Source organism: Acinetobacter lwoffii, from assembly GCF_024129355.1.
Lineage (GTDB): Bacteria > Pseudomonadota > Gammaproteobacteria > Pseudomonadales > Moraxellaceae > Acinetobacter > Acinetobacter lwoffii_I.
In genome coordinates this window covers 184,542-196,249 of sequence record NZ_JAMXXP010000003.1, presented here as the reverse complement: position 1 = coordinate 196,249, position 11,708 = coordinate 184,542, and the positions used below count along the sequence as shown (strand labels likewise).

General features: G+C 41.1%; 14 protein-coding genes. All 14 read left to right on the top strand.

Translation table 11 applies throughout. The features are described from left to right. Positions 1-554 precede the first annotated feature (554 nt). Positions 555-698 (top strand): zinc ribbon-containing protein, encoded by a 144-nt coding sequence (locus NI468_RS03655; protein WP_004645925.1) that lies wholly within the window; start codon positions 555-557, stop codon positions 696-698. 273 nt (positions 699-971) lie between these two features. Continuing rightward, complete coding sequence (locus NI468_RS03650; protein ID WP_180038987.1) at positions 972-1,349, top strand: hypothetical protein; 378 nt, start codon at positions 972-974, stop codon at positions 1,347-1,349. Between the two features lie 146 nt (positions 1,350-1,495). Then, positions 1,496-1,717: a hypothetical protein gene (locus NI468_RS03645; protein ID WP_180039000.1), complete on the top strand. Its 222-nt coding sequence runs from the start codon at positions 1,496-1,498 to the stop codon at positions 1,715-1,717. Positions 1,718-1,831: 114 nt separating this feature from the next. Beyond that, on the top strand, positions 1,832-2,095 hold the full coding sequence (locus NI468_RS03640) for a hypothetical protein (protein ID WP_114541035.1): 264 nt from the start codon (positions 1,832-1,834) through the stop codon (positions 2,093-2,095). Positions 2,096-2,625: 530 nt separating this feature from the next. Next, a complete protein-coding gene (locus tag NI468_RS03635) occupies positions 2,626-2,874 on the top strand; it encodes a DUF6868 family protein (RefSeq protein WP_044111121.1) in 249 nt (82 codons plus the stop codon). Between the two features lie 122 nt (positions 2,875-2,996). Beyond that, entirely contained in the window at positions 2,997-3,710 is a 714-nt protein-coding gene (locus NI468_RS03630) for an SIMPL domain-containing protein (protein ID WP_253099975.1), read from the top strand. An 84-nt stretch (positions 3,711-3,794) separates the two neighbouring features. After that, on the top strand, positions 3,795-4,460 hold the full coding sequence (locus tag NI468_RS03625) for a pseudouridine synthase (protein ID WP_243475106.1): 666 nt from the start codon (positions 3,795-3,797) through the stop codon (positions 4,458-4,460). A gap of 585 nt (positions 4,461-5,045) precedes the next feature. Continuing rightward, positions 5,046-5,978, top strand: a complete 933-nt coding sequence (locus tag NI468_RS03620) for an SNIPE associated domain-containing protein (protein ID WP_253099972.1) — start codon at positions 5,046-5,048, stop codon at positions 5,976-5,978. Between the two features lie 261 nt (positions 5,979-6,239). Next, positions 6,240-6,629: a ribonuclease E inhibitor RraB gene (locus tag NI468_RS03615; protein WP_004732107.1), complete on the top strand. Its 390-nt coding sequence runs from the start codon at positions 6,240-6,242 to the stop codon at positions 6,627-6,629. Positions 6,630-6,872: 243 nt separating this feature from the next. After that, positions 6,873-7,319 (top strand): SRPBCC domain-containing protein, encoded by a 447-nt coding sequence (locus NI468_RS03610; protein ID WP_004645913.1) that lies wholly within the window; start codon positions 6,873-6,875, stop codon positions 7,317-7,319. Positions 7,320-7,443: 124 nt separating this feature from the next. Further along, entirely contained in the window at positions 7,444-7,782 is a 339-nt protein-coding gene (locus tag NI468_RS03605) for a zinc ribbon domain-containing protein YjdM (RefSeq protein WP_005247934.1), read from the top strand. 135 nt (positions 7,783-7,917) lie between these two features. Then, positions 7,918-8,280 carry a 5-carboxymethyl-2-hydroxymuconate Delta-isomerase gene (locus NI468_RS03600; RefSeq protein ID WP_253099969.1) on the top strand — a complete coding sequence of 121 codons (363 nt, stop codon included), beginning with the start codon at positions 7,918-7,920 and terminating at the stop codon, positions 8,278-8,280. Between the two features lie 426 nt (positions 8,281-8,706). Next, positions 8,707-9,147, top strand: coding sequence for a YybH family protein (locus NI468_RS03595; protein WP_253099966.1), 441 nt, complete (start codon positions 8,707-8,709; stop codon positions 9,145-9,147). Between the two features lie 121 nt (positions 9,148-9,268). Then, positions 9,269-11,707 carry an AI-2E family transporter gene (locus tag NI468_RS03590; RefSeq protein ID WP_253099963.1) on the top strand — a complete coding sequence of 813 codons (2,439 nt, stop codon included), beginning with the start codon at positions 9,269-9,271 and terminating at the stop codon, positions 11,705-11,707. Position 11,708 lies beyond the last annotated feature (1 nt).

Genomic DNA, 11,708 nt, shown 5'->3' with positions numbered 1-11,708 from the left:
TAAAAGCTTTATTTTCACCCGATAAAATACCCATAAAACAAGAGGAAGCTCAAATGAGCTTCCTCTTGTGAAAAATTGTGGGACAGCAATGGGGAACTCCCTACTTTTTTAAGGAGGGTTGGAGTGGATTAAAGTTGTTGATATTGTTTAAAAAAGACCCTACTGTGAAGTGGGGTTTTTATTTAGAGCATTAATGTCTTTATCAAGAAAATACAAACAGGTACTTTTCTTTTTATACTTAAGCAATTGAGCTTCCTCAATGATTAAAGACGTCTATAACTTTAAGGGAATATAAAATTTCATATGGCTATGGTGATAATTTTGTATTAACGCACTGCGCTATACTTGGCCTTATGCATCACTTATCTCAATGTTATTAAACTAGTTAACTTGAAAAAAAATAATAAATTATCACTTAATTAATGAGTTACTAAATAATAATTAGAAATACTGCTTTGCCCAAACGACACTATCATTTACAAAAATGGACAATAGACATTCATCACCAGAGGGTTATACTAGTCAGACCATTTCTAAAACCATGGAGAACAAAGATGGTTACTGCTGGCGAAAAACCCGGAACAGGCTTCTATTTTTGTGTTCAATGCGGACACCGCACCTACTTAGAAATTGGTACTGATCGTTTACCACCGTGTACCAAATGCCAAGGCAATCAATTTAACAATAAGAATGCCTAAGCAAAACAACTCAAACAGTTACCCTCTGTTTTGAATGAAAGCCCTATTACTCGATAGGGCTTTTTGCTGTGGTATCCAAATCTCATACATAGAAATAAAAGATTATTATGAGAAAACAGTTTTATGTTGGGAGGAATCTTAGTTTAAAGCAAAAAATTATAATAAATTCAAAAAATTATTTGAACTCTTAGTATAAAAGGTATAGGTTGTCTGTTTTAAAAATTAGCTAACCACTTAAAATTAAGGTTAGATATTTCCGGGGGGGGGGAAACAATGAAAAAATTTACAGCTTTAATATTAGGCAGTGCAATCCTATTTACTTCAGGTTGTGCCACGATGTTTAATGGTTCAACACAAACTGTGAATATCCGTAGTAACGATGAATTGGCTAAGTTATATGTCAATGAAGAATATATGGGTCAGCGTAATACTGTTTATACTTTCAAAAAGAAAGAAAATTATGTAATTAAAGCAGAGAAGCAAGGCTGCCAAACCAACATCGTTATTCCACAAAAAACTTTTGATCCAACAACCTTATTAGGTGTTTTCTTGGATTGGGGAATTATCTCTATTCTCGTTGTGGATGGTGCTGCTACTGGTGCATGGCAAAAATTCAGCCAGACAAGTTTTGTAGTGGATCCTAATTGTTAAATAGTTCACTCCGATTTAAAAAATATCCCATTAAATAATGGGATATTTTTTTTATAGATTTTATTTTCTTAAAATATTATTGTTTGAAAATTAACCAATAAAACCCCATATAAAACTCTAGATTCACAATGTTTAGGGCAGCTCAATTGCAACATTATCTTGATCTTAATCATGACTCAGGTGTTGCCAATTACGAGATTGGTAACGAGTTTATTCGGGTTCAATTTAAGAAAAACTCGAAAGTTTATACTTATAGCTATAGCAGTTCCGGTTATCAGCATGTCGAAAACATGAAACAGCTCGCTCAATATGGCGATGGTCTGAATGCCTATATCAATCATCATACCCGACAGCTCTTTGTACGATAAAACTGGTCTGCTTCTTGCTTCAGTGAAAGTTCTAGAAGGCAAATATTTTTCTAAAGGATAAATATCTGCCTAGAAATAGTGCAAGTGCATATATTAAAAAGAGGGCTATCACCTATGGATATTCAACAGCACGCACCGGAGTCAGGAAATTTAGATAAAAAAGCCCATTTCTATTCTGCATGGCCACTGATCCTGATTCTTTTTGGGGGCGCGATTGGCTCGGTTTACGCTGTGATCGCTTATTTGCTTAATTTGAAAATTTATAGTTCTGAGTTGACTAGAATTAATAAGGTACTGGCTAATCTTCTGTGCGGGATGTCCGCGATTAGTGCCTGGTGGTTTAGTGCGCAATGGATTCAGGGAACATTCTTTCAATAAAACAGCAATCCTGTCCTGAATATAAATTGCAATAAAGTCTCATTTTGGCGAATAAAAAAGCATAAAAAATTGGAAATGGAATTTATTTATCTATATGTGGGTTAATAATGAAATAAATTTTCAGATTTAATGCAAATTAAAAAAACATAGGAAATTAATCCCGTCCATCTTTACCTAATATAGCTTTCAAGGGTGTGATGGGATCGGAAAGAGTAGCATGCTGTGAGCGGCGCAAAACGCGAGTGCAGTACGAACCCAAAAGGTCTCGATTCGGCTTAGGACGCTATAGACCAAAAGTTTATAGGCTATAAGATCAGGTCTTACAAAGAATGATAGTTGAAGTAAACCATTGCGAGTTTTCCCAACACCCTAAAAAATTCTCCAGCAATATACGTAGAATTAAAAATTAAAATAAATATAAATCATAAATTTAAGAAAACTATTTATCCAAGCAGGATACAAATCCATCCTTCATTTATCAGCATGATCTGTTATTTTAAAAACATGAGTTGCCCCTTAGGGGAATCCTCATGAATCTCGATATCTGGTGCCGTTTTTTACTGTTTTGCACACTCATTAATTATGTCATTCTCATGATCTGGTTCATGGTCTTTATTTTTGCTCGAAACTGGATGAAGCAGGTGCATGGAAAATGGTTTCGGCTGTCAGATGCCAGTTTTGATGTGATTCATTATTCAGGAATGGCTGTGTATAAAATTGGCATTCTGCTGTTTAACCTGACGCCGTTAATTGCAATCTATCTGATAAATCAAGGTTAAGTACGATGTTGTGATTGAATCTTCGAGTGATAAAAATAAGATTGAATTAGTATCATTTTATCGCTACTTGATAGCGTGGCAGGATCAATAAGAACGAAAAAAGATTTCAAAGGAGTTGAAGGATGAATCAATTCAAACCGGCCCTGATTTTAGGCGCCTTGATCGGCTTGGGAATGATTATTGCAGGATGGATTCTGGGCAATAGCGCGCTGAAAATTAAACAGTATGAACGTATAGTTTCGGTCAAAGGCTTGTCGGAACGTGAAGTTAAAGCCGATGTGGCGGTATGGCCAATTCGCTTTAATGCCGGCAGTCAGGATCTGGCTGAGTTGTACGATACTATGCAAACCAATACCCAGGAAATTCAGACCTTCTTAAAAAATGAAGGGTTTAGCACGGAAAAAATTACCAGTGCTTCACCGAGCATCACCGATAAATACGCCCAGCAATATGGCGGGGATGCCAATGTCGCACTGCGTTATACCGCCAGCCAAACTATTACGGTCTATACCCATAAAATAGATGCAGTGCGTTCGGCACAAAGTCGTCTGGTGGCTTTGGGTAGAAAAGGCATTGCCTTTGCCGGAGATGATTCCGGACAAAGAACGGAATACTTATTTACCAAGCTGAATGACATTAAACCGGCGATGATTGAACAGGCCACCGAAAATGCGCGCAGTGTAGCGGAAAAATTTGCGGCAGATTCAAAAAGCAGTCTGGGCAAAATCAAGTCCGCCAATCAAGGGCTGTTTAGTATTGAAGATCGCGACAGCAATACCCCGTATTTGAAGAAAGTGCGTGTAGTCTCGACGGTCGATTATTATCTGGCAGATTAGCTTAATTCGCCCAAGCACCCTGATTGACAGCCCAGAAGCTGCTTGTTATTTTGCGCGCATTATTATAGATGCTGTACCCTTAAAATGCCCATCAACAATGACTTTGTCTATTGTCCACCGCAAGAACCGCTGCATATCGTTTATGAAGATGATGATCTGGTGGTGATTGAAAAGCCGGCCGGATTATTGTCGGTTCCGGGGCGTTTACCTGAACATCACGACAGTGCCTATTTGCGGGTACTGGACCAGTATCCGCAGGCCAAAATTACCCATCGTCTGGATATGGCCACCTCCGGTATTTTGATGTTTGCCAAACACCGCGATGCAGAAGTGGCAGTGAGTAAAATGTTTCAGGCACGCACGGTACTTAAAAATTATGTCGCGCTGGTACAAGGCAAACTTGAGGGTGAGGGCAGCGTCGAAGTACCTTTGATTACCGACTGGGAAAACCGTCCGCGTCAGATGGTGCATTTTGAACTGGGCAAGGCCGCCAAAACCTTGTATCAGGCCTTAGAATATCTACCCCAGCAAGACATTAGTCGGGTGTTGTTGACCCCCATTACCGGCCGTTCCCATCAGCTACGAGTGCATATGCTGCATATCGGTCATCCCATTACTGGCGATAAAATTTATCATCCTGAACCCCAGCGCAGTCCTTTAAATCGTATGGCCTTGCATGCCAGTTATTTGGCTTTTACCCAGCCTTTGAGTGGTGTCCCGGTCGAAATAAAGGCAGACATACCATTCTAATTTGATTCTGCTTAATAGTTAGATTCAACCGGACACATGCTTTTTAATCTCATAAATATGATCAGGATCAAGCTCTTAAACTGGGAAATCCGAATAAAAAAGTGTGAGAATTTATTTCGATAACAGCGTGGAAATGAGTGGCTTTATAAGCATGTTCAAATGAAATTTTCTACTGATCCATTGCCTGATCGGCTGTCACTACCGAATATAAATTTTAATGTTCGGTTTATCTCTTGATGATGAGCTTAGAGAATTTTTATTCTTTTATCTCTCGCTATAGGCCTGATATCTTTATTTTTCAGGTTTTTTAATTTTGCTTTTATTATTTTTAAACTTTTAAATTATATCTTTTGATATAAAAAATATCGTAAGTTGTTTCAGAATGGATTTGACTTGAGCCGGAAAGCAGTCAGTCATACATGACTTGTACATAAATATTTTGTAGAAAAATAAAATGAATGAATGACTTAGTGGTGATCAACGGCTTTGCTTATCTGTCCGAAGTGATGCAAAATTAATCATGACTTTATAATAAATTTTTAATTTGATGGTTTAGGGCGCTGCCCGGGGTTAAAGGAAAGAACGATGCTCAGTATGGCTCTCTTCGTTCTCGCGAGTATTTTAATATGTGCATTGCTATGGAGCTTGAAGGTACAAGCTTCATTACGCAGCAATATTCAGTTTTTACAGGAAAATCTGGATCATTCCCGCAGCAAATTGGCAGATTATGAAACTCAAGTCGATGAATTGAATTATGAAATCACCCAACTGCGGGTACAGAATGGCAGTTTAAACATTGCGCTGAATAAATATAAAAAATATCAGGATATCTGGGATATCGAGCAATATATTATTAACCGGACTTTGCAGGCCGAAAACTTTGTTGAAGCGACCAAGCTGGATGCTTCGATCATGATCGATGATCTCAAAGCCTATATCGCAAGAGTAAAAGATTATCTTGCCCAGTTTCAGGCGCAGGCCGTGGCCGAGGTTGAGCAGGAGGCCCGACAAAGTTTGCACGGTTATTATGAACAGGCCAAACAACAGCATCGCTTGCAAGAGGTATTGAGTGCTTTAGAGCATAAAATACAGACCCAGCGCTTCGGCTTGCAGCTTCCCGCAACACAGGTTTTAGAGCAGCTGATTGAGGGTTATGGCGAAACGGATGCGGTTCGGTATTTACGCAATGTCCGTGACAGAATTCAGCAGGCCATAGAAACACAGCAGGTGGCGAGCTGTAATTATGTCGACGACAATCGCCGTCGAAGTACTATTGAAATCCTGAGTCTGGCTTTCAACTGTAAGGCAGATTTATATCTCTCTCAATTAAGCACAGAAAATCTGGGCGAGATATTGCAAGCCTTAAAGGATGATTATGTCTTGCTGAATTATACCGGGCAGGCACTGAGTCAGACGATGATTCAAGAATCCTATCTTGATCTGCGTTTAGAGGAGCTCAAGTTTGCTGCACTGGTGTTGCAATTGAAACAAGATCATCTGCATCCATACATCGCTTAGATCATGACACTCATAGGTCTAGAAGATTTTTACCAGAGTATTCTGAATGCCATAAGTTGGTTTAAATCCTGATATTTTTCAGGATTTTTGGCCTTGAGGAATCTTGACTATATTGACCCTCTTACTTATTTTTATATTTATAAAAATCATATGTTTATTTATGGTTAAAAGATAATATTTTTTGTCTGTATCTCGATAATTGTACAAAAATCAGCTAATCTTAAATGCAGAATAAAACAGCATCATAATAAGGATACTTCTATGTCACGTGATTACAATCAATTCCCGGACGATGAAAATGGCAATGTACTGTGGCAAATGCATCAGGATGGCGACGACTTGCAAGAGGCACATGAAATTGAATTTTCGATTGCCTTTGCGGATGAAGCGCAGGCGGATCGTTGTGCCTTGCATCTATTAAAAGAAGAGCAAAAAATCAGCCTGTTTCAGGACGAAGAAAGCGATACCCTGGAATGGATCATCACGATTTATGTGTATATGGAACCTGCTTACGAAGATATCGTGGATCTGGAACAATGGTTCAGCAAAATCGCGGCACAATTTCAGGGTGAATATGATGGTTGGGGTTGCATGGCCTATGTCTATGATGATGAGTTGGATGACGAAGAGGGCAGCCTGCGTAGTAGCTGAGCATGCTTGTATTTAAATGATTTAAAGTAAGAAACCCGGTGCTGCCGGGTTTTTTTATTGCTCTATTTAATCGTTATATGAAGATTTGAGCTTGAGTATAGATACATACTCATTATATATAGCCAGCTCAAAACTGGATAAAATAACTCAGATGAGTACTTAACTCAGGCTGATAATTTAGCCACAACAAATGCAGGGAATATCCTGCAATAAAAAAATAATAACAACAAAGGACAAGAAAAAATGAGTTACACCTTAAAAATGCATCGTGTGTTCAGCGCACCACCGGAGCGGGTGTATCGTGCCTTTGTGCATCCGGATGCACTGGCCAAATGGCTGGCACCACATGGCTTTATTGCCAAAGTAGAACATGCGGAAGTCAAACCCGGCGGCAGCTATAAAACCACCTTTACCAATTTTTCTACCGGAACCCAGCATCATTTTCATGGCATTTATCATGAGGTCATTCCCAATCAGCTGCTGCGCTATACCGATCAGTTTTCTACCCCCGAATTGCAGGGTGAAATAGAGGTCACGATCATCTTTGAAAAAGTGTCAATCGGTACCGGTTTGCATATTATTCAGGTAGGTTATCCGGATGTGGTGCCGCCAGCGGTATGTCATTTGAGTTGGCAGGAATCACTGCAACTCCTGTCTTTGCTGGTTAATCCGCAGATTTCAGACAATTAATTCCTTGGATCTCCTGTGTTGGTTTCATCCCAATGTCCTCTCCATCAGCGCGCCTGACAAAAATGCTATACTGTGAGCTTATTTGTTTCATTTATTTTATTTTTCTCTTTTTTTCGAGGTTTTTATGGGTCTGCCAAACTGTCCAAAATGTCAATCTGAATATACCTATACAGATGGCGATCTACTGATCTGCCCTGAATGTGCACATGAGTGGAAAGAAGGTGAAGTCACTGAAGAACAAGTGATCATCAAGGATGCCAACGGCAATGTGCTGGCGGACGGTGATAGCGTCACGGTGATTAAAGACCTGAAAATCAAAGGTTCATCTTCAGTGGTGAAAGTGGGCACTAAAGTCAAAAGTATCCGTTTGTTGCCTGATGCTGCCGATGGGCATGATATCGATTGTAAAATCGAGGGGATCGGCCCGATGAAATTGAAATCCGAATATGTCAAGAAAGCTTAAATTTAGCCTTAGACTAAAATTCTGACGAGAGAATAATACGGTTGATTAATCGTATTATTCTCATTATTGCTGAAATTTTGGGCTGATCATTTTCCTGCCGCCCTGATCCTCGCATTTCGATTTGAGACCACTTTAATGCCGCACCTGCATCTGGAATATTCTGACAATCTGCAACATATCGAGATCAAACCCTTATTGGTCGTGATCCATCAGGCACTTTTTAACGCCGGCCATGTCACCGATCCCAATGATTTAAAAAGTCGTGCGATTATGCAGCAGGATTATGTGATTGGACTGAATGCTGTTACAGATCAGGCCTATGTACATGCCAAAGTTTCACTGTTGAGCGGGCGCAGTGTCGAAGTTCGTCAGGCGATTTCCGAATTGGTGCTCAACGTCATGCAGCAATATATTGCGCCACAACCTGAATTCAAAATACAGCTTTGTGTCGAAATCATTGAAATGCCAAAGCAGACCTATAGTAAAGCCATTATCTGAATGATGGCTTTTATCTGCTGATATCACATGGATCAAATGCCTTAAAACTTCATCAACGCCGTAGTAAATTTATAAACAGATCGACTTGGTCTGTAACAGCTCGCTATCTTATTCAGATCTAAAATTATTTCTATTTTTAAATGACGCTTTATGTCATTTACAGGCATGCGATAAAAGTTCTAAAGTAGATTTTAATCGCTGCTGATTTTTGAATCATCCAATCTAGAAACAGCATATTCATCCTGATTGAAATAAAAATAATTTAAAAAATAATCTTCAGGTGAGCTGTATCCAATCAGGCAGTGGGGAGAGCAAAGCGAATAACGCTTTAGCATAGGCAAAATAATAAGAACAAAAGATCAGAAATCGGGTGAGTTGATTGAATCCCAGATTTCAGGTCTGACTTGTCCGATTGAGGAAAATTTAATGCAGATTTTTGGGGATGAACAATTGGCTCGGGAAGTCATGGCATTTCTTCGAGAGTGGGACAATGCCATAGCCAGACTCGAAATTCAGGATATTATTGAATTGTGCCGACCGGAGATCCGTCTGGTCGATGTCAGTATGGAAGTGAAAGGTGTCGAAGCCTATAAGGCACTCTGGCAACAATATCGGCACTTTATGCCCGAAGGAATACGTGTAGAGCGGCAGAATATGAATATTCATGTCACGCATGATCTGGCTGTGGTCGATGGTTATGTACGGGTAAATTATGCGGTGATTGAACCGATTTTCCAGTTGGGCTGGTGTCGGGTCAGCATGTGCCTGAGCAAGCAGCAGGGCAAATGGCAATTGCTGCATCAACATACCTCAGTCCCTGTGCAACTCGAAACCCGGAAAATGCGCCGGATCAAAAGCGTGAGTTAATCCACTCACCTGAAAAAATTTAAGTGAAATATCTTTGCAAATGATTACAGGAATACCTTTGTAACAAAAATATAGAAAGTCCTAAATTATGTTGAAGGAATAATATTTTAGGACTTTTCAGGTGGATAACAACAAGAACAGTCAAGTAAAACCAAGACAGGCCAACCTGCAACAACAGACTGAAGTATTGATGCCGGATCAGTCCGAGCGGCAGCGCACCCACCATGCACTCAGAATGATGGCAGGCTTTGTAATTGCTGCTGTGGTCATGACGGCGTTGTATTTTGGCCGTGATATTTTTATTCCGCTGGCTTTGGCCATTCTGCTGGCATTTTTACTTTCTCCTCTGGTTTCCCGTTTAAAGCGCTGGGGCTGTCCCCAATGGGCGGCGATTGGCCTGGTCATGTGCCTGACCTTGTCATTTCTGGGTGGCACTGCAACTTATCTGGGGGTGCAACTTGGCAAGCTAAGTCAGGAACTGCCGCAATATCAGGACACCATCCAGCAAAAACTGAAAATGCTCGAAAACTATCGTCAGGGACCGAGTATGTGGGACGGTGCGATCCAGACCTTTGACACAGTCGAAGATTCGATAGACACCCCAGAACAGGAAATAGAAGACCCAAATGTGCAGAATGTCAAAGTGGTCGGTTTGGAACCAACGAGTGAAGAAGCTGCCCTAGACTGGTTGAATAAAATCCTGAATCCGTTGGCGATTATCGGGATTGTGTTCCTGTTTATGGTATTGATTTTATTCAATGGCAAAGACTTGCATGACCGTTTTCTGAAACTCTTGGGAGGTAATCTGAATATCGGCACCGATGCGCTGGATGATGCCGGAAAAAGTATCGGAACCTATTTGCGCATGCAGCTGCTGGTCAATGTCACTTATGGTATTCCCATGGCGATTGGGCTGTTATTGATTGGCGTGCCGGCAGCGATCATGTGGGGGCTGGTCGCGGTGGTTATGCGTTTTGTACCCTATGTTGGCCCGATCGTTTCAGCTATTTTCCCGATTACACTGGCTTTCGCCGTTGATCCGGGCTGGGACATGGTGCTGTGGACTGTGGGCTTGATACTGGTGCTGGAACTCATCAGCAATAACGTGATTGAACCTTGGCTGTATGGGGAAAGTACCGGTCTGTCTACTTTGGCAATTATTCTGGCGGCCACGTTCTGGACCACCCTCTGGGGACCGGTAGGGCTGATCTTGTCGACGCCGTTGACTGCCTGCCTGCTGGTTTTGTCCAACTACGTGCCGGCACTGGGTTTTGTTAAAACTTTGCTTGGCAGTACGCCAGTATTGTCACCCTCCGAACGTTTTTATCAACGACTGGTGGCTGATGAAGTCAATGATGCAATGCAGGTAGCCAATGATTACATCTGTGCGCAATTACCGAAAAAGCCCAGTGCAGAGGAGGTGGCCCGTCGTGTACAAATGTTCTATGGCGAAGTGGCCATTCCAGCCATTCGGATTTATTCTCAAGGACATGATACTGATGTTACTGCCGAGCACCGTTTGCGTCTTTATCAGGGCTTACAGTTCTTTAATCATGCGTTTCAAAAAGCCTATCCGAGTAAATTAAGTACCGAGCAGCCCGAAGTTTATTGTGTCGGTGCGCGTTGGGAAATTGATACCCAAATTTCTGCCATGGTGGCACACGCGCTGAATCTCAAAAATATTGCTGCCCGAAATGATTCGGATGTGCTGATTCAATCGAGTGAATCAGGAAAGGGTATTGCATTACCAGCTTCGATCAAGATTTTATGTGTGTCGATTTTTCATCATGCGCCTGCGGCACAGATCCGGTTGCTGAAATATAGACTGGCACAGCAATATCCTGAGCTGAAAATCATTTTTGCGACTTGGAGCGTGATGCAGCTGGAGCTTCTGGATGAACTGCAACAACGTTTTGAGCTGGAAGCACTGGTCAATAATGTCGATGATCTGATTCTGACTGTCGAAACTTATACCTTGAATGAAGGCGAAAGCTGGTTTGAGAATCTGGAGATCAAGAATGAAAAAGAACGGCAGCAGGCTTTAAATGAGTGGGGATTATTAGATCACCGTCATCAGATCCTTTATAAACAATATATTGAAGAAGCCCGTCAAGCCTTTGACGTTGATTACGCACAAATTTCCTGGCTGAATCAGCACGAAATGTATATTCCAGTTAGTCCTTTTACCCAAGAACCTATTGCAACCCGGAAAATGTGCAAGGATTCAGTTTGCACCCATCTGCTTTATCAGAATGAGCCTTTGGTGATAGAAGACTTGCAGCGTGACCCGCGCTTTCCGCATCTGTCAGAGTTAAGACAGCATCATATCCGTTTCTATGCCGGTGTACCCTTAAAAGATAAAAATGGAATTGCGCTTGGGAGTCTGTGTCTGCTGGATAAACAACCGAGACAGATGCAGGCCGAAGATATGATTCTGCTTAAGGCTTTGGCGCAGGATTTAATGGCGACTTTGAGCAATGAGCGCAAGAAAAAAGATAAACAGAAACAGATTGAGCAGATGCAGCCTGCCACCTCGGCAAGCGTTTTAAATAAGGACTAAA

Bases quoted from the DNA above. Each gene is read 5' to 3' on its own strand.
- NI468_RS03615 (WP_004732107.1), top strand. From the start codon at position 6,240: ATGTCACGTGATTACAATCAATTCCCGGACGATGAAAATGGCAATGTA.
- NI468_RS03620 (WP_253099972.1), top strand. From the start codon at position 5,046: ATGCTCAGTATGGCTCTCTTCGTTCTCGCGAGTATTTTAATATGTGCA.
- NI468_RS03605 (WP_005247934.1), top strand. From the start codon at position 7,444: ATGGGTCTGCCAAACTGTCCAAAATGTCAATCTGAATATACCTATACA.
- NI468_RS03630 (WP_253099975.1), top strand. From the start codon at position 2,997: ATGAATCAATTCAAACCGGCCCTGATTTTAGGCGCCTTGATCGGCTTG.
- NI468_RS03600 (WP_253099969.1), top strand. From the start codon at position 7,918: ATGCCGCACCTGCATCTGGAATATTCTGACAATCTGCAACATATCGAG.
- NI468_RS03650 (WP_180038987.1), top strand. From the start codon at position 972: ATGAAAAAATTTACAGCTTTAATATTAGGCAGTGCAATCCTATTTACT.
- NI468_RS03595 (WP_253099966.1), top strand. From the start codon at position 8,707: ATGCAGATTTTTGGGGATGAACAATTGGCTCGGGAAGTCATGGCATTT.
- NI468_RS03640 (WP_114541035.1), top strand. From the start codon at position 1,832: ATGGATATTCAACAGCACGCACCGGAGTCAGGAAATTTAGATAAAAAA.
- NI468_RS03635 (WP_044111121.1), top strand. From the start codon at position 2,626: ATGAATCTCGATATCTGGTGCCGTTTTTTACTGTTTTGCACACTCATT.
- NI468_RS03655 (WP_004645925.1), top strand. From the start codon at position 555: ATGGTTACTGCTGGCGAAAAACCCGGAACAGGCTTCTATTTTTGTGTT.
- NI468_RS03625 (WP_243475106.1), top strand. From the start codon at position 3,795: ATGCCCATCAACAATGACTTTGTCTATTGTCCACCGCAAGAACCGCTG.
- NI468_RS03610 (WP_004645913.1), top strand. From the start codon at position 6,873: ATGAGTTACACCTTAAAAATGCATCGTGTGTTCAGCGCACCACCGGAG.